This is a genomic window from Rhizobium sp. CB3171 (genome assembly GCF_029714265.1).
Taxonomy (GTDB): Bacteria; Pseudomonadota; Alphaproteobacteria; order Rhizobiales; family Rhizobiaceae; genus Rhizobium.
In genome coordinates this window covers 1,591,588-1,609,689 of sequence record NZ_CP121652.1, presented here as the reverse complement: position 1 = coordinate 1,609,689, position 18,102 = coordinate 1,591,588, and the positions used below count along the sequence as shown (strand labels likewise).

Below are 18,102 nucleotides of genomic sequence, written 5' to 3'. Positions count from 1 at the left end.
AAGGCGGTCCATTCGGGCCGCCTTTTTCATGTGCTGACTTTCGTCGTCGCCGGTATGTTGCTCATTTCCGGCGCTAAATAAGGTCTGAGAAGCGCCTGGAATTGCCTCAAGGAAAATCGCGGCCGCAGGCGATGGGTGCTGTTCTTGGCCGATAGCGGATCAGTTTTTCGTCTCGATCCGCCATTCGCGGCTTCCGAATGTTACATCGAAACGTGACAGGAACGACCGACCCAGCAAGCCATCTATGTCGTCTCCCAAGGCCGCCTCGTCGCCGAGAACGATGGTGGTGACGTCGTTGGCCTCCACGTGTCCGACCTTGACCGTTGTGGATGTCGTGCGCGTACCCTGTGAGACGCCATTGGCGGTCTGCAGCGAAATGTCGCCGGCTTCGTCAAGGGGCAGCTTGGCTCGCGCCGCGAATGCCTTGGTGACGGCAATGAAGCTCGCGCCGGTATCGACGATGAATTTGCCGTCCATGCCGTTGATGTTGACCTTGGTGACGATCACGTTCTTGCCCTGGGTTGGAAAGCGGTCGCTGCCCGTCGCATAGGTCGTCGCGCATTTTCCTTGCGCGGTATAATTCTTGATGATTCCGCGCACCACCGCAGTGTCGTTATGATCGGGATTGATCGATACCCAGGTCTGAAGTGGCGTGATCGCCGCGCAGTAGTCGCCGAGAGCGCGGTAGCTGTCGGAAATGCCCTGGAACACGAGACTGTTCAAGGTGGCGACGTTATCGGTAAGGCCGATAACGGAATAATAGTCGTCGATGGCATCGCTGTATTTCTTTGCGCCTTGCCGGATCTGTCCGCGCAGAAAATAGAAGTCCGGTATGCCCGGCGTCATCGCAACCAACTCGTCCGAGACCTTCATCGCTTCGCCAAAGTCGCTGAGGCCGAGAAGAATGCTTGCCGCATTTTGGAGCGCGATATTGGAAGGCGTACATTTGCGGGAAAACGCGACCAGCGCTTTCGCGGCTTCGCGGCGATACCCTTGCGTCTGCAATTCAGCGGAAAAATTATAGAGCGCGTTCCAGTCGCAGGGCTCCCGGCGCAGCATGTCGAGGTAGTTGGCCATTGATTTGCGGCCGGCAACGACGTTCGGCAGCGGCTCAATTTCGTATTTTTCATAGACGGCGAGCAGTGCCGGGTCGGGCTTGGCGGCGGTTGCTTCTTCGAGATAGCCGACGACGCGGTCGCCATAGATATAGAATGCCAGTGCCGCGCATAGGGCGGCAAAGATTGTAAGTGTGCGAATGATTGGCGCGAGCCATCCTCTGCGAGAGGATAATCTACCGCCATTGCGGTCTTCAGGATCTGCTACCAGCAAGCGCGCGCTCCGCCATCAATTGCCCTCTGCGCTTCCTCCTTGGTGCAGACTGCTGGCTGATTTGCGTCGCAATTTCCGGCCGACATCACGTTTGTATTGAAGCGTCGACAAGTTGTGGCGTAGCAGCGTGAATCGCGCAAGGGCCGCTACAACTTTACCAACGGATTGCTGCCGATATCCGGCTCTATGCCGCTAACAGATCGCGTACGAGCGCCGGAGTCAGTTCGTCATAATGCGCGATGACTCGGCTCGGACCGAGCGTGTCGACGCTGACGTCGGAGTAGCCGAAGGGGACGGCGATGGAGGGGACGCCGGCATTGCGGGCAACCAGAATGTCGTTGATGCTGTCGCCGATCATCACCGTCCGGCGAAGGTCGCCGCCGGCGCGCTCGACGGTGCCGATCAGGTGCTCCGCATTCGGTTTGCGAACGGTGAAGGTATCGCCCCCGGTGATGGCCTCGAAATAGTGGGTAAGCCCAAGCCGGTCCAAAAGGGTGCGTGCGAGCGCCTCCATCTTGTTTGTGCAGACGGCGAACTTGTAGCCTTGCGTTTTCAATACCTCTAACGCGGCAAGCAGACCCGGATAGGGTTGCGTCAGGCCAGGCATCGTTTCGGTGTAGTGGGCGATGAACCGCTGCAATAGCGCCGGCAGTTCCTCCGGCTTCAATATATAGCCACGCAGCTTGCAGGCGCGTTCGATCATGACCTGAGCGCCGTTGCCGACGAGGTAGGTCAGGTCGCCATAGCTGACCGGCGCCAATTCCAATGCGGCAATCGTGTGGTTGAGGCTTTCGACGAGATCCGCATGGGTATCGAGCAGCGTGCCGTCGAGATCGAATACGACAAGGGGAGATTTCACGAGGAATTGGCCTTTGGGTAAGAAGAAGCGGGTCTTTTGGAGTTAAAAGATCGGGCTGGCAATTGCAACCAAAGCCTCTTTAAGCCCCGCCGAATATGGCCGCGGATTTCTATGAGGCGCCGTTATTTTGGCTTTCGTTTGCAGGGAGAGCCGTGTAAACAGCACTCCAACGTAATAAACGGGAGCATGTGGCGCATGGACGCCCGCCAATTGAAGATCGAAGCTGCAAGAGCGGCTCTGGCCCATGTCGAGAGCGGCATGCGGCTCGGGATCGGCACGGGCAGCACGGCGGAAGAGTTCGTCCGGCTGCTCGCCGAAAAGGTTGCGGTAGGCCTTGTGATTGAAGGCGTTCCGACCTCCGAGCGTACCGCGCGGCTCTGTGTCGAACTCGGCGTGCCGCTGAAGTCGCTCGATGAACTTCCAGAGCTCGACCTCACCATCGACGGTGCCGACGAGGTGGATGGCGCCCTGCGGCTGATCAAAGGCGGCGGCGGTGCGTTGCTGCGCGAAAAAATCGTCGCGGGTTCGTCGGTACGGATGATCGTCATTGCCGACGAGAGCAAGGTCGTCGAGACGCTCGGCGCGTTTCCGCTGCCTATCGAGGTCAATCCCTTCGGCCTCGTTTCCACCCGTATCCAGATCGAGAAGGTGGCGTCCCGCCTCGGCCTTTCCGGCGCGCTCAGCCTGCGCCAGTCGGGTGGCGGCAACTTCGTTACCGACGGCGGGCATTTCATTATCGACGCATCTTTTGGCCGCATTCCTGATGCAGAGGCGCTGTCGATTGAGCTGAATTCGATTCCCGGTGTTGTCGAACACGGGCTCTTCATCAACATGGCGACACTTGCGATCATTGCCGGTCCCGCCGGCGCGCGCACGTTGCAGGCGAACAATACATAGGAGCACTGAACTCATGATCAAAATAGCGGGTCTTGGCCGTTTTGCCGCTGCGACCATCGTTCTTTCAGGCATCGCGCTCGGTTCCGCCAGCGCTCAGGAAGTCACGGAAGAGCAGATCAAGGCCGCACGGGCGGCGATCAACGCGCTTGGCATCACGAACCAGTTCGACAACATCCTGCCGAATCTCGCCGAGCAGTTGAAGAGCACGATGATCCAGGCGAACCCGAACTTCGGTGACGCCATCAATTCGTCCGTCGATGCAACCGCACTTGCTCTGGCGCCGCGCCGCGCCGACCTGGAGCGGGAAGCCGCTGTGACCTACGCAAAGGCTTTCAGCACCGACGAGCTGAAGGCGATCGCCGATTTCTACAACTCCCCGGCTGGCAAGAAGCTTCTCAAGGACGGCCCGATCGCAACGCGCGCGCTCTACAAGGCGGCCGATATCTGGGGTCAGGGCATTTCGCGCGATCTCGCCAACCAGAGCAGCGATGCTCTGCAGAAGGTGGTGAAGGCTCCGATCGTTTCCCCGCCGACGGATGCCACCAACAACGCTCAGCCTGCACCGACGCAGAAGCAGAAGTAAGCCTGATCCTTTCCAGGCCCTCGAATTTCAAAGCCCGGATATCGTTCCGGGCTTTTCTTTTTGCCCTTCGAAATCCTATATCAGTGCCGACCCCTTTTCGGCGCGTCGCGCGCCCTTCCATTTCTGCAGGAGTATTCGATGTCTTCCTTTGATTTCGATCTTTTCGTCATTGGCGGTGGTTCCGGTGGCGTACGCGGCGCGCGCGTCGCCGCGTCCCTCGGGAAGAAGGTCGGCATTGCCGAGGAATATCGTTATGGCGGCACCTGCGTTATCCGCGGCTGCGTTCCGAAGAAGCTCTTTGTCTACGCTTCGCAATATAGCGAGCATTTTGAGGATGCGGCGGGATTCGGCTGGACGGTGGGCGAAAGCACCTTCGATTGGAAGAAGCTGATCGAAGCGAAGGATAAGGAAATCGCCCGCCTGGAAGGGCTCTATCGCAAGGGGCTCGACAATGCCAAGGCCGAGATCTTCGATACGCGCGCCGAGCTGGTCGATGCCCACACGATCCGCCTGCTGAAAACAGGCAGAACCGTCACCGCCGAAACGATCGTTGTCGCCACCGGCGGTACACCGAACCTGCATGCGGCGCTGCCCGGCCACGAACTCTGCATCTCTTCCAACGAGGCTTTCCACCTAGAGGAGCTGCCGAAGTCCATCCTGATCGCCGGTGGCGGCTATATCGCCGTGGAATTCGCCAACATCTTCCACGGGCTTGGGGTCGAGACGACGTTGATCTATCGCGGCGCCGAGATCCTTTCGCGCTTCGACCAGGACCTGCGAAAGGGCCTGCATGAGGCAATGGAGGCCAAGGGCATTCGCATCCTCTGTCATGACATCATCGAGAGCGTGACGAAGGCGGACGATGGCCTGAGCGTTCTGACGAAGAACGACAAGCGGCTGACGGTGGACACGGTGATGCTGGCGCTGGGTCGCACGCCGAACACGAAGGATATTGGGCTCGAGGCTGCCGGCGTGGCAATCAACGAACTCGGCGCCATCATTGTCGACGGATATTCGCAGACATCGGTGCCGAACATCTATGCGCTTGGCGATGTCACCGATCGGGTACAATTGACGCCGGTGGCGATCCACGAGGCAATGTGCTTCATCGAAACCGTCTACAAGAACAATCCGACCCGTCCGGATCATGAACTGATCCCGACTGCCGTTTTCTCGCAGCCGGAGATCGGCACGGTGGGCCTGACTGAAGAGGAAGCCGCCAAGCGTTATCCGGAACTCGAAGTCTATCGCGCCCAGTTCCGGCCGATGAAGGCGACCTTGTCGGGTCGTAGTGAGAAGATGATCATGAAGCTGATCGTCAATGCCGCCGACCGCAAGGTGATCGGAGCGCATATTCTCGGCCATGACGCCGGCGAGATGGCGCAGTTGCTTGGCATTCCCGTGAAAGCCGGCTGCACCAAGGAAGATTTCGACCGCACCATGGCCGTTCACCCGACGGCCTCCGAAGAGCTGGTGACGATGTACACGCCAAGCTATCGCATCCGCAACGGCGAGCGCGTATAAGGAATAGGATAGTAATTCCACGGTGCATAAAAGACCTCTCGAAGAGATGGTTCGCCTTTGCAAGCGGCGGGCAAAGGTTTATAAGCGCGCGTTATTTATGGCGACGGGACACTTGGCGAAGACCGAGTGCGGAAACAGGTGAGTGAGATGGCAGACAATTGGACACCGAGCAGTTGGCGGCAAAAACCGATCCAGCAGGTGCCGGAATATCCGGATCAGGCAGCGCTGGAGGCTACCGAAGCGCAGCTTGCAAGCTATCCGCCGCTCGTTTTTGCCGGTGAAGCTCGTCGTCTGAAGGCGCATCTTGCCAACGTCGCCGAAGGCAATGGTTTTCTGCTGCAGGGTGGTGACTGCGCCGAAAGCTTCGCTGAGCATGGCGCCGACACGATCCGCGACTTCTTCCGCGCCTTCCTGCAGATGGCCGTCGTCCTCACGTTTGGTGCGCAACTGCCTGTCGTGAAGGTCGGCCGCATTGCCGGTCAGTTTGCCAAGCCGCGGTCTTCGAACATCGAAACGCAGAACGGTGTTTCGCTGCCGAGCTATCGCGGCGACATCATCAACGGCATCGAGTTCACCGAAGAAGCGCGTATCCCCAATCCGGATCGTCAGATGATGGCCTACCGCCAGTCTGCCGCGACGCTGAACCTGCTGCGTGCCTTCGCCATGGGCGGCTATGCCAACCTGGAAAACGTGCAGAAGTGGATGCTCGGCTTCGTCAAGGACAGCCCGCAGGGCGAGCGCTATCGCAAGCTTGCCGATCGTATCGGCGAGACCATGGATTTCATGAGAGCGATCGGCATCACGGCCGAGAGCAATGCGAGCCTGCGCGAGACCGATTTCTTCACCAGCCATGAGGCGCTGCTTCTGGGCTATGAAGAAGCCTTCACCCGCGTCGATTCCACGACTGGCGACTGGTATGCGACCTCGGGCCATATGCTCTGGATTGGCGACCGCACGCGCCAGGCCGATCATGCCCATGTCGAGTATTTCCGTGGCATCAAGAACCCGATCGGTCTGAAGTGCGGTCCTTCGCTGCAGGCGGACGATCTCATCAACCTGATCGATATTCTGAACCCGCAGAACGAAGCCGGCCGCCTGACGCTGATCTGCCGCTTCGGCCACGACAAGGTTGCCGACAACCTGCCGCGCCTCATCCGTGCCGTCGAGCGCGAGGGCCGCAAAGTCGTATGGTCCTGCGATCCGATGCACGGCAATACGATCACGCTCAACAACTACAAGACTCGTCCGTTCGAACGCATCCTGTCGGAAGTGGAAAGCTTCTTCCAAATCCATCGCGCCGAAGGCACGCATCCGGGCGGCATCCACATCGAGATGACCGGCAAGGATGTGACCGAATGCACGGGCGGCGCCCGCGCCGTCGGCGCCGAGGATCTTCAGGATCGTTACCACACCCATTGCGACCCGCGTCTCAATGCCGACCAGGCGCTCGAGCTGGCGTTCCTGCTCGCCGAACGCATGAAGGGCGGCCGCGACGAAAAGCGTCTGCGCGCACACGGCTGATCGAAGCTGTAAAATCATCATCTGCGAAAAGGGTCGGTTATGCCGGCCCTTTTCTTTTGTGCTCTTGCAATCAATCTCGCTGAATCCTGCTTCATTTCTTTGCATTTGACGCGAACGTCATCATCGTCAAACTTGCTGAAAAAGAGAGGGATCAGCATGAACGACGATCACACCGGTGCCTGCCTTTGCGGCAGCGTACGTTTCAAGACACATGGCCCATTGCGGGAGGTGGTCGGTTGCCACTGCTCGCAATGCCGAAAGCAGACGGGGCTCTATTACGCGGCGACTAATGTCCCCCTCGATAACATCACGATCGAAGGCGAAGACGCGATCACATGGTACCGCGCCAGCTCCTTTGCCCGTCGCGGTTTCTGCCGAACCTGCGGTTCGGCGCTTTTCTGGGTAGCTGACGAGGCCAAGGAAATCTCGATCATGGCCGGCCTCTTCGACAGCCCCAGCGATCTGAAACTGGCCTATCATATCTACTGCGCCGACAAGGGCGATTTTTACGAGATCGACGATGGATTGCCGCAATACAGACAGGGCCGGCCGGGATTGCTGACGGCGGGGTCTTCGGATTAGGTTCTTGTCGGCTGGCGCGACACTTCCAAAGCCTCGCAACTACCGCCTCGACGGGCGATCCGACTATCTGCTGCCCGAGGTCAGCCAGCTTAGACGATCGACCCGCCGCTACTCTTGTCTTCGATCCTACTGCTCAGCCGTGCGAATTCCTCGCGCAAGGCGGATAGTTCCGTCAAAACGTGCAGGTCGATCTTCTGATGCAGGGAGAGAACTTCCAGTTCCGCCTTGAGATTGACTTCGTAGTCCTTTGCGGCCTCGAAGCGGTCGCGTTCGGCCTGGCGGTTCTGGGACATCATGATGATCGGCGCCTGGATGGCGGCGAGCATGGAGAGGACGAGGTTGAGGAAAATGAAGGGATAGGGGTCGAAGGCGCGGGTCATCAGCACGATGGTGTTGACGACGCACCAGACGACGAGGAACGCCAGGAAGGCGAGTATGAAAGACCAGGAGCCGCCGACGCGGGCAATGCTGTCGGCGAGGCGTGCGCCCGTGGATGCCTCGGCAGAAAAGGCAGCGTTGATGTCGGTGGAAACGATTTTCCGCTCATGCGCCTTTTTCAATACACGCTTTTCGATCTCGCCGAGTTCCTCGGCCGTCTTGTCGAAATGCTGATGAACGAAATTGGGTAGATTATACATGGGAACGCTCCGAAGACTTGGTCGCTTTGGCCGCAAGTATTCGACTGCCCGATGGAATTGCAATGCAAAAAGGTCGGAGTCTAGCTACCCTGGCCGACCAGCCAGGCATGCGACGGGAAGAAGCGGTCGAGCCCATATTCGTGTCCGAACATGACGTCATGCTGCAGGGAGCGGTAGTCGCGTATCAGCGGATCGAGGTTTTGCTCTTTGCGAGCCCAATCCGGAAACGCCTGATTGTCGCGCGTCGCGAGCTGATAGCGATCGATGATGGTGTATTTCTTCTGCAAGCGGCCGAGAAAGCCGGTGTAGAAAGGATGCTCGTAGCCGGCGGTCTTCAGGATATGATAGGGCAGTTGCGACGGGCTGATCGTTCCGACATCCCTACGCACGCCCTTTTTGCTCGACCAGATGACCAGCGGTGTTTCATGCTGCCGCTTCATCACATCGAGCGACGCTTTTCGGGTCGCCACCTGTTCGGGCATGTAATTCGTATCCGGATAGACCGTGCCAAGCGGCGGCAGATGATCGCCCCAGAGGACGATAATCGTCTCGCGATCGCGCTTCGAAGCCCAATCCATCAGCATTTTCAAGCTCTGGTCGGCTTCCCGAACGCCTTGCGCATAGGTCGCGAGCGTGTCGCGATCGGCGTCGCTCAGATCGCCTTTGATATCGACCGTATTCTCGGCGTAGCGATGCGCTTCATAGGGACCGTGACCCTGCAGGGTGACGGCGAAGAAGAAAAACGGCCGCTCCATGGCGTCGCCCTCGCGCATGATCTCCTTCATCAGCGAGTCGTCGGAGGCAAAAAGGCCGCGTTTTTCCATAGGCGGCATGGTCTCCTCGGTGCGGAACTCCTCGAAACCGAAAGCCTTGTAGACTTCGTTGCGGTTCCAGAACCAGCCGCTGAACGGATGGATGGAACGCGCTGCATAGCCTTCGCCGCGGAAGAAGGTGGCAAGTGAGGGCATCGGCCGGCGGACATATTGCTGATAGGGAATGCTGCCATAGGGCAGGAAGGCGTTGGAGAAGCCGGTCAGTGCCTCGAACTCGACATTGGCGGTCATGCCGCCGAATTCGGGAGAGAAGACATAGCCCGACTGCGCCGCGCGGATGTTCGGCATGGGATCGGGCGTGAAGGTCAGATTGGAAAGCCTTGTCGGGTCCCAGAAAGACTCGCTCATCAGCATGATGATGTCGGGCTTTTCGCGTGGGCCGGAAAGATAGCCATAATTGCGGGCGGGTAGGGCGTCGATCGCATTTTGTCCATATCCGCCAGGCGCTTTGACGTCCGCCATCGGCAGGTTCAGCGAGAAGGCGATGATGAAGCCGTTGTAAGCGTAATTTTCCTTCTGATCCCAGACGATGGGGATGATGCGCAGTTTTTCGCGGATGAACGAATTTTGCGTCGGATCCATCTGCGAGACGAAGACGGTCATGAGCGGCAGGCAGACGGAGAGCCGCGCGACCCTCTCATTGCGCGAAAGCGCTGTCGCATGTCGCCAGGCGTAGCGCCAGAGGAAGGCGAGCGCGACAATCGAGGCGATGACGCCGACAGCGACCGCAACCGCGGTCCACGGGCGCTCGCGCACGATCACCGGCATGAGTTCCAGGATCTGGTGCGCAAAAAGGAAATCCGAAGGATAGAGGGGATCGGAAAGATAATACTGTTTCTGGTTGGAGATAAGGGCCGGAACCAGCACCAGAGGCACAACCACCAAGATCGATGGATGCGCGCGGCCGAACACGGCGTCAAGCGCCAGCATCAGGAGCATGACGATGCCGATCGTGGTGAAGCCGGGATGAATAGGCGAATCGAAATAGCCGGGAAGATCCGTCAGCTCACCGCGCGCAATCCACTCGACGGCGATGACGGTGAAGAGCGCAAGCAGGAAGGTCAGCGCAAGGCTCTGAAGCTGGCGTAAAACCGTCGATCGTCGGCTCGTCGCACCAAGCTTTTGCAGAATGGCAAATCTGCCAGCCAACACGGAACTGGGGATCAAGGCGACCAACGGCCCTCTCCAATTGTTACAAAACCGTCACATAATTGTCGCCTCTCTGTCATGAATGGCGGCTGAACCGCAAGGCTTACTTAGTATTTTTTGGTGGCGAAATATGTCCTCTGCGAGCAGCGCCATCTTTGGCGCTTGAAGAGGGCCGAAGGCTGTTGCGGAACGGGGTGGCGCTCGCTAAATATATGGCATGACAGAACAAAGCCCCATCACCCAGACCATCCGGATCGCTGTCGCGCAACTCAACCCGACAGTCGGCGATGTCTCCGGCAACCTTGCCAAGGCGCGGGAAGCGCGGGCCGAGGCGGCGCGCGAGGGCGCGCAGCTCGTGTTGCTGACGGAGCTGTTCATCTCCGGTTATCCGCCAGAGGATCTGGTGTTGAAACCGGCCTTTATCCGCGCCTGCCGGAAAGCTGTGGAGAGCCTTGCTGCGGATACTGCCGATGGCGGCCCGGGCGTTGTCATCGGCTTTCCCCGCCAGGACGACACCGGTCGCTACAATTCGGTCGCTGTGCTCGACGGCGGCAAGATCATCTTCATCAGAGACAAGGTCGATCTGCCGAACTATGGCGAGTTCGACGAGAAGCGGGTCTTCGATGAAGGTACCGTTGCGGGGCCGGTCAATTTTCGGGGTGTTCGCATCGGTATCCCCATTTGCGAGGAAATCTGGAACGATCTCGGCATCTGCGAAACGCTAGCCGAAAGCGGGGCGGAAATTCTTCTGGTTCCGAACGGCTCGCCCTACTATCGCGGCAAGGTCGATGTCCGTCACCAGGTCGCGTTACGGCAAGTGATCGAGTCGGGTTTGCCGCTCATCTTTGCGGCCCAGGTTGGCGGTCAGGACGAACTGGTTTTCGACGGTGCAAGCTTCGGCTTCAACGCCGACAAAACTCTGGCCTTCCAGATGAGCCAGTTCGAAACCGCGTTGGCGGTGACGACCTGGAAGAAGAACGGCAATGGCTGGCATTGCGCCGAGGGTCCGATGGCGCATATTCCGGAAGGCGAGGAGGCAGATTATCGCGCCTGCCTGCTGGGTTTCCGCGACTATGTGAACAAGAACGGCTTCAAATCGGTCGTGCTTGGTCTTTCCGGCGGCATCGACTCGGCGATCTGCGCCGCCATCGCCGTCGATGCGCTGGGCGAGGAGCGCGTGCGTACCGTCATGCTGCCCTACCGTTATACATCGGAAGATTCCCTGAAGGATGCGGCCGATTGCGCCAAGGCACTCGGCTGCCGCTACGACATCGTGCCGATCGAGGAGCCGGTGACCGGCTTCACCTCGGCGCTTTCCGATCTATTCGAAGGGACCGACAGCGGCATTACCGAGGAAAATCTGCAGAGCCGTGCCCGCGGCACCATTCTCATGGCGATTTCCAACAAATTCGGCTCGATGGTGGTGACCACGGGCAACAAGTCGGAAATGTCTGTTGGATATGCCACGCTCTATGGCGACATGAACGGCGGCTTCAATCCGATCAAGGATCTCTACAAGATGCAGGTCTATGCGCTGTCGCGCTGGCGCAATCTGCATGTGCCGCCGGGAGCGCTTGGCCCATCGGGCGAGGTGATCCCGTTCAACATCATCGACAAGGCGCCGTCTGCCGAGCTGCGGCCGAACCAGACGGACCAGGATTCGCTGCCGCCCTATCCGGTGCTCGACGACATCCTCGAGTGCCTGGTGGAAAAGGAAATGGCGGTCGAGGAGATCGTTGCGCGCGGGCATGACGTCGCAACCGTTCATCGCGTCGAGCATCTGCTTTATCTCGCCGAATACAAGCGCCGCCAGTCGGCACCGGGCGTGAAGATCACCAAGAAGAATTTCGGTCGCGATCGGCGCTATCCGATCACCAACCGGTTCCGCGATCGTTGATCGCAACGCCCCGTGGCGAATGGAGAGGCAATGCGCAGCTCGGTCGAGATCTACAATATCCGCACCGGTGAAAACCGCGTCGTCTGGCAGACCGAGCGGCTGGTCGAGGCGCCGAACTTTTCGCCGGATGGGCGCTACCTCCTGCTGAACGGCGATGGCCTGCTTTATCGGCTTCCGCTAGACGGCAAGGCCGAGGCCGTTCAGGTCGATACCGGTTTCGCGACGCTCTGCAACAACGATCACGGCATATCGCCCGACGGTTCGCTGATCGCCATTTCCGACAAGACGGAACACGGCAAGTCTTGCATCTATGTGCTGCCGGCCGAAGGCGGCACCCCGCGGCAAGTGACGCGCAATCTGCCCTCCTATTGGCATGGCTGGTCGCCCGATGGGCGGCGGTTTTCCTATTGCGGCATTCGCGACGATATCTTCGATATCTATACGATCTCGATCGACGGCGGCGAAGAGACACGGCTGACGCATGGCGAGGGACGCAATGACGGCCCTGACTATTCCGCCGATGGGCAATGGATCTATTTCAACTCCAGCCGCACTGGTCTGATGCAGATATGGCGCATCCATCCCGATGGGACCGGGCTACAACAGATCACCAACGACAACTACGGCAACTGGTTCGCCCATCCGTCGCCGAAGAACGATAAGGTCGTGCTGATCTCCTACGATCCAGATGTCTTCGACCATCCGCGCGATCTCCATGTCCGGCTGCGGCTGATGGATATGGATGGCGGCAATCTGACGACGCTGTTCGAGCTCTTCGGCGGGCAGGGGACGATCAATGTGCCGAACTGGGCGCCCAATGGCGATGAGTTCGCCTATGTCCGCTACGAGCCGGCCTGATCGCTCTGGACAGGCCAGACGGCTCGCGATAAGTTCCGGATCGTTCGCAGGGCGCATCCGATCCGCGGGAAGGGCAAGGCCCACCTGATGCATAGAACGTAAGACTGCCACACCTCTTTTCAGTCTGTGGGCGCGGATACCGGACGTGAATGAAAGGAGGTCTTTCGTGACCACGCGCTCTCTGGCGGGCAATGCCACCGTCGATTCCCTGAAAAAACAGGCCAAGGCTTTTCTGAAAGCCGTTCATTCCGGTGATTCATCGGCACGCAGTCGCGTCGCACCGTATTTCGCCGATGCGCTCGAAGTCGGGCTTCAGGACATCCAGCTTGTTCTTGCCCGCGAATATGGCTTCTCAAGCTGGACGAAACTCAAGGCGCATCTGGAAAGCGCCAATCGCGAGCAAACTCCCCTAGATCAGCTTGCCAATCAATTCCTGTCGCTGGCGACGGTTTCCTATTTCTCCCACGTTCCGGCAGATCCGGCACGCTTCGAGGAGGCGCTGCAATTGCTGGAGGCTCATCCTGAAATTACCGGGGACAGCATCTACATTGCCGCGGCGCTTGGCGACGCCGCCGGTGTGGCGCGCTGGCTCGATCGCCAGCCACAGCTTCTCGATCGGAAAGGCGGGCCTTACGATTGGCCGCCCTTGCTCTATGCCGCCTATGCTCGTTTGCCCGGTCGGTCCAGCTTGTCGGCGGCGCGAGTCCTTGTCGAGCGTGGGGCCGATCCCGACGCCTTCTTCCTCGACGGCGGCCAATATCGCTTCACGGCGTTGACCGGCATCTTCGGAGAGGGCGAAGCCGGCAAGGTCCGGCAGCCGCCACACCCTGATTGGGAGGCTTTCGCGCGCCTATTGCTCGACGCCGGCGCGGAAGTGAATGACAGCCAGGCGCTCTATAACCGGATGTTCGAGCCCGACAATTCCTGCCTGGAATTGCTGCTTGAATACGGGCTTTCCGCCGCCGACAAGAACAATTGGCTGGTGCGCGAAGACGGTCTGATGGTGGCGAATTCGCAGACGGTGTTCGACTATCAACTGGCTTGGGCCTGTGAAAAGCGCATGGGCGCGCGCGTCAGGCTGCTGGTCGAGAATGGGGCTGACGTCAACAAGCCGGTCAATGGCCGAACGCCCTTCGAATGGGCGCGGATCGGTGGCGACAAGGATCTTGCGCTATACCTTGTACAGAAGGGCGCTGTTGCCGTTCGCTTGAAGCAGGAGGATTGGCTTTACCTTCAAATAATGACCGGCGAAATATCGATTGACCAAATGAGACGAATAGTGCCGGACCTCGACATTCCCGCGGCGATGCGGCGAACCCACCCAGCAATGTTGCACGAAGCTGCGGCGGACAATGCCTTCGAGCCCGTTCGCCGCATGCTGGCCCTCGGCCTCGACATCAACGCCATGACCAGCCGCACGCCGCTGCATGAGGCTGCCTTGCATGGCCACATCGATATGGCGAAGTTGCTGATCGAACACGGCGCCGATACCACTATTCGCGATGCCTATTACTATTCACCGCCGATCGATTGGGCGGAGTATAACGGCAAGGAGGAGATGGTCGAATTCCTGAAGACACAACCACTCGATATCTTTGCCGCGGCTGCCTTTGGCCAAGTTGAGCGATTGGCCGCATATCTGAATACGCATCCTGACCGGATGAACATCCGCTTCGGCGATTTCCGTCCACACGGACAGGCGAGCGCAGAGCGCGACTGGTTGACGCCGCTCGGCTTTGCGATCCGCAATGCTCAGGTCGATGCGATGCGCCTTCTGCTGGAGCACGGCGCGGATCGTTCGGTGAGGGATGCATCCGGCCGCTCATACAGGGATCTGGCGCGGGAGACAGGCAATGAGGCGATCGTCTCGCTGCTCAAAGCGCCTATTGTGCCGGCTGAGGACCAGCCGTCTTTGGATGTTTGAGATCGAGGCTGCCCTGGTCGGTCGCGAGGAATTGCGGCCCAACCTGGCGCACCTTGTTTGCTGAGGGATCGTAAGGCCGGTCCGCCGGCATTTGTCTGGGCTGAATTTGGGTAATCGACGGTGCCGGTGTCGCCGACATCTGCCGTTGTGGCAGCGTCGCGTCTGTCCGGGGCTTCTGCGTCTCGATGCTTGTGACCGAGCTTTCCGGTTCCGCCAGCGACTGCTCTTCAGGCGCATAGGGTTCCGGCTTCAGTCGGGTATTGATAACAGTGTCCGGCTGGGCCGAAGCCGGGGCGTTGCAGCCCTGCCGTTGCATGGCAATGAGCAATTGCCGGCGCTGTGCCCTTTCAGCGTCGATGCGGGTCAAGCTCAGCTCACGTTCATCCATCAGTGAACCCAGGTCCTGCTCCATGCGGTCCAGCGAGTTCTCCATTTCATCGCAGTCGCCGCTATCGCCTGAGCCGCCGATATTCACCATGCTGCTGTCGTAAGAGCAGCCCTGAATGCGCATATCGCTCTTGAGCCGGCGGATCATGGTATTTTGTTGGGCGATGGCGCGAGAAAGCTGCCGTGTCTCAGTGCTGGCGCCGACAACTTCCGTGATATTAGCATACCGGCCATGCAGTTCGTCGCAGATGGTATTCGTCTGTGCAAAAGCCGGCGATGCAGCCAGCAGGGACAGTAAAAGACAAGAGACGTAATTTCTGCCGCGGTTCACGATTTTGCTCTTCGAAAGCGGTTCGACTTTGAAAAACGATACAGCGTGGAGCTTAACAACAAACCTATCAGAAATACGGTTCGGGTGGGAAAATTCTTGCGAAATGATCGAAGACGCGGCTCGGTTTGCCGCTTGTCACCGTCTGGTGAGGTTGGCGGGCAAGTTATTGTCGGCACGATCAGAGGGCGGGTTGCCAAGAGCTCGCCGGTGGCCGCCTCAGAAGACGGCACCGACGAGCGTGTTCGCTCAATTCGGCTGAGAAGCCTCGACCACAGCAAGGGCCGCCATGTTGACGACGCCGCGCGACGTGACGGAGGGCGACAGGATGTGCGCCGGAAGCGCGGTGCCGAGAAGGATCGGACCAACATGCAGGCCGTCGGTCATGGTCTTGACCACACCAAGCGTGATGTTGGCCGCGTCAAGATTTGGGAAGACGAGCAGGTTCGCTTCGCCGGAAAGCGTGCTGTCGGGCATGACGTGGCGGCGCAGGCTTTCGGAAATAGCGCTGTCGCCGTGCATTTCGCCGTCGACTTCCAGCTCCGGTGCCATCTCGCGGACAAGCGCCAGCGCCTTGCGCATCTTGGTTGCGCTTTCCGACTCCCGCGAACCGAAGTTCGAATGCGAAACGAGGGCGGCGCGGGGCGAGATGCCGAAACGTTTGATTTCTTCGGCCGCCAGCACCGTTGACTCGGCGATCTCCTCCGCATTCGGATTAAAGTTGACATAGGTGTCGGTGTAGAACGTCGCGCCACGCTGCGAGATCAGCAGGCTGAGCGCCGAGAAGTCGCGAACATCGGAGCGTTTGCCGATGATCTGGCGGACGATGCGCAGATGGCGCTCGTAACGGCCTTCGAGGCCGCAGATCAGCGCGTCGGCTTCGCCGCGCTTTACTGCCAGGGCGCCGATGACCGTGGTGTTGGTGCGCACGATCGTTCGCGCCGCTTCCGGAATGACGCCGCTGCGGCCGACCAGCGAGAAGTAGAGGTCGACATATTCGCGGAAGCGCGGATCGTCTTCCGGATTGATGACGGCGAAATCGGTGTTCGGCCGGATCTTCAAGCCATAGCGCTTCAGACGGGTCTCAATAACGGAGGGACGTCCGATCAGGATCGGAGCAGCGGTGCCCTCTTCGAGAAGAACCTGGGCAGCGCGCAGTACGCGCTCATCCTCGCCTTCGGAGAAGACGACGCGCTTGCGCTCTGCGATCTTCGCGGCGGCGAAGATCGGCTTCATGATGAAGCCCGAGCGGAAGACGAAGCGGTTGAGTTCGTCCATATAGGCGTCGAAATCGGCAATGGGGCGCAGGGCCACGCCACTTTCGGCCGCGGCTCTCGCAACGGCAGGCGCAATGCGCAGGATCAGACGCGGATCGAAGGGCGAGGGGATCAGATAATTCGGCCCGAAGACCGGCGTTTCGCCGCTATAGGCGCGGGCGGCGACATCGGACGGCTCCTCGCGGGCAAGCGAGGCGATGGCGCGCACTGCGGCCATCTTCATTTCCTCATTGATCGTCTTGGCGCCGCAATCGAGCGCCCCCCGGAAGATGTAGGGGAAACAGAGGACGTTGTTGACCTGGTTCGGAAAATCCGAGCGGCCGGTGCAGATCATCGCGTCCGGCCGGGCGGCACGGGCGAGATCCGGCATGATTTCGGGTGTCGGATTGGCGAGCGCCATGATCAGCGGCTTTTCCGCCATCTGCTCCAGCAGCTCGGGCTTCAGCACGCCGGCGGCGGAGAGGCCCAGAAAGACGTCGGCGCCGGGGATCGACTCGGCAAGCACGCGCTTGTCGCTCTTCTGCGCATAAATGGACTTCCATTCGTCCATCAGCTCGGTACGGCCTTCATAGACGAGGCCCTCGATATCGTGGACCCAGATGTTTTCGCGCTTGGCGCCAAGGATGACCAGCAGGTTGAGGCAGGCGAGCGCGGCGGCGCCAGCGCCCGAGGCGACGATCTTGACCTCTTCGATCTTCTTCCCGGCCAATTCCAGCCCGTTGAGAATAGCGGCGGCAACGATGATGGCGGTGCCGTGCTGGTCGTCGTGGAAGACCGGGATTTCCATCTTCTCACGCAGACGACGTTCGACGTCGAAGCACTCGGGTGCCTTGATGTCTTCGAGATTGATGCCGCCGAAGGTCGGCTCCAGCGCCGAAATCGTGCTGACCATCTCATCGACGGTAGGTGCGGCGATTTCGACGTCGAAGACGTCGATGCCGGCAAATTTCTTGAAGAGTACGGCCTTGCCTTCCATCACCGGCTTGGAGGCAAGCGGACCGATATTGCCGAGACCGAGGACGGCCGAACCATTGGATATGACCGCGACGAGATTGCCGCGCGAGGTGTAGTCGAAAGCCGTTTCCGGATTGTCGCGGATGGCAAGGCAGGGCGCGGCAACGCCGGGAGAATAGGCAAGCGCCAGGTCACGCTGGTTGCCGAGCGGCTTCGTCGCCTGGATTTCCAGCTTGCCGGGGCGGGGATAGCGATGAAAGAAGAGAGCCTGTTCGTCGAGATTGCCGCTCGCCATGTTCTTGGCTGCCTTCGATGTGTCGTGCGTATCCATCACGCTTCTCCGTTTCTGCTTGCGCACTCGCGCTTTTTGAATCCCTGCATACATCAATCACTCAGGGTGCACAGTATGCAATTGACGCAGAGGAAAGGTTTTTTGCAGCGCCGTTTTCACAATTGTTTTTCTTGTCCCGCAACGGTGACATTCGAGCCCGATGGTAAGCGAAAAGTGAATGCGTCATAAGGGGTTCATGGCGTGGGCCTATGAGGGCAAAAAACAGAGGAG

Annotated in this window: 14 protein-coding genes; 8 read left to right on the top strand and 6 right to left on the bottom strand. The window is 59.5% G+C overall.

The window, feature by feature from the left end; genetic code table 11:
* Positions 1-159: 159 nt before the first annotated feature.
* Together QA648_RS07890 and QA648_RS07885 are read right to left on the bottom strand one after the other, a co-directional pair.
* On the bottom strand, positions 160-1,329 hold the full coding sequence (locus tag QA648_RS07890) for a TIGR02281 family clan AA aspartic protease (RefSeq protein ID WP_283050664.1): 1,170 nt from the start codon (positions 1,327-1,329) through the stop codon (positions 160-162).
* 184 nt (positions 1,330-1,513) lie between these two features.
* Positions 1,514-2,188 (bottom strand): HAD family hydrolase, encoded by a 675-nt coding sequence (locus QA648_RS07885; protein ID WP_104823290.1) that lies wholly within the window; start codon positions 2,186-2,188, stop codon positions 1,514-1,516.
* A 195-nt stretch (positions 2,189-2,383) separates the two neighbouring features.
* Between QA648_RS07885 and rpiA the strand changes: the two genes are divergently transcribed.
* From rpiA to QA648_RS07860, 5 genes are all read left to right on the top strand, one after another.
* Positions 2,384-3,085, top strand: coding sequence for a ribose-5-phosphate isomerase RpiA (gene rpiA / locus QA648_RS07880; protein WP_283050661.1), 702 nt, complete (start codon positions 2,384-2,386; stop codon positions 3,083-3,085).
* A gap of 13 nt (positions 3,086-3,098) precedes the next feature.
* Entirely contained in the window at positions 3,099-3,668 is a 570-nt protein-coding gene (locus tag QA648_RS07875; RefSeq protein WP_104823288.1) for a DUF2059 domain-containing protein, read from the top strand.
* A 138-nt stretch (positions 3,669-3,806) separates the two neighbouring features.
* Entirely contained in the window at positions 3,807-5,192 is a 1,386-nt protein-coding gene (gene gor, locus QA648_RS07870; RefSeq protein ID WP_283050659.1) for a glutathione-disulfide reductase, read from the top strand.
* 147 nt (positions 5,193-5,339) lie between these two features.
* Entirely contained in the window at positions 5,340-6,713 is a 1,374-nt protein-coding gene (locus tag QA648_RS07865; protein ID WP_283050657.1) for a 3-deoxy-7-phosphoheptulonate synthase class II, read from the top strand.
* Between the two features lie 156 nt (positions 6,714-6,869).
* The gene (locus QA648_RS07860; RefSeq protein WP_283050655.1) at positions 6,870-7,295 is read left to right on the top strand and encodes a GFA family protein; all 426 of its coding nucleotides are present in this window, start codon (positions 6,870-6,872) and stop codon (positions 7,293-7,295) included.
* Positions 7,296-7,384: 89 nt separating this feature from the next.
* Here the strand turns inward: QA648_RS07860 and QA648_RS07855 are convergent, their stop codons facing one another.
* Together QA648_RS07855 and QA648_RS07850 are read right to left on the bottom strand one after the other, a co-directional pair.
* The gene (locus tag QA648_RS07855) at positions 7,385-7,933 is read right to left on the bottom strand and encodes a DUF1003 domain-containing protein (RefSeq protein ID WP_104823284.1); all 549 of its coding nucleotides are present in this window, start codon (positions 7,931-7,933) and stop codon (positions 7,385-7,387) included.
* A gap of 80 nt (positions 7,934-8,013) precedes the next feature.
* Positions 8,014-9,942 carry an LTA synthase family protein gene (locus QA648_RS07850; RefSeq protein WP_283050651.1) on the bottom strand — a complete coding sequence of 643 codons (1,929 nt, stop codon included), beginning with the start codon at positions 9,940-9,942 and terminating at the stop codon, positions 8,014-8,016.
* A gap of 190 nt (positions 9,943-10,132) precedes the next feature.
* Here QA648_RS07850 and QA648_RS07845 point away from each other — a divergent pair, with 190 nt between their 5' ends.
* From QA648_RS07845 to QA648_RS07835, 3 genes are all read left to right on the top strand, one after another.
* On the top strand, positions 10,133-11,812 hold the full coding sequence (locus QA648_RS07845; protein ID WP_283050649.1) for an NAD+ synthase: 1,680 nt from the start codon (positions 10,133-10,135) through the stop codon (positions 11,810-11,812).
* Between the two features lie 30 nt (positions 11,813-11,842).
* Positions 11,843-12,670 carry a hypothetical protein gene (locus tag QA648_RS07840; RefSeq protein ID WP_283050647.1) on the top strand — a complete coding sequence of 276 codons (828 nt, stop codon included), beginning with the start codon at positions 11,843-11,845 and terminating at the stop codon, positions 12,668-12,670.
* Positions 12,671-12,836: 166 nt separating this feature from the next.
* Positions 12,837-14,594: an ankyrin repeat domain-containing protein gene (locus QA648_RS07835; protein WP_283050645.1), complete on the top strand. Its 1,758-nt coding sequence runs from the start codon at positions 12,837-12,839 to the stop codon at positions 14,592-14,594.
* On the opposite strand, the gene QA648_RS07830 is transcribed toward QA648_RS07835, so the two are convergent.
* Both QA648_RS07830 and QA648_RS07825 read right to left on the bottom strand, forming a co-directional pair.
* Complete coding sequence (locus tag QA648_RS07830; RefSeq protein ID WP_283050644.1) at positions 14,554-15,312, bottom strand: hypothetical protein; 759 nt, start codon at positions 15,310-15,312, stop codon at positions 14,554-14,556. The two genes, QA648_RS07835 and QA648_RS07830, sit on opposite strands and share 41 nt — an antisense overlap.
* A gap of 246 nt (positions 15,313-15,558) precedes the next feature.
* Complete coding sequence (locus tag QA648_RS07825) at positions 15,559-17,871, bottom strand: NADP-dependent malic enzyme (RefSeq protein ID WP_283050643.1); 2,313 nt, start codon at positions 17,869-17,871, stop codon at positions 15,559-15,561.
* Positions 17,872-18,102 lie beyond the last annotated feature (231 nt).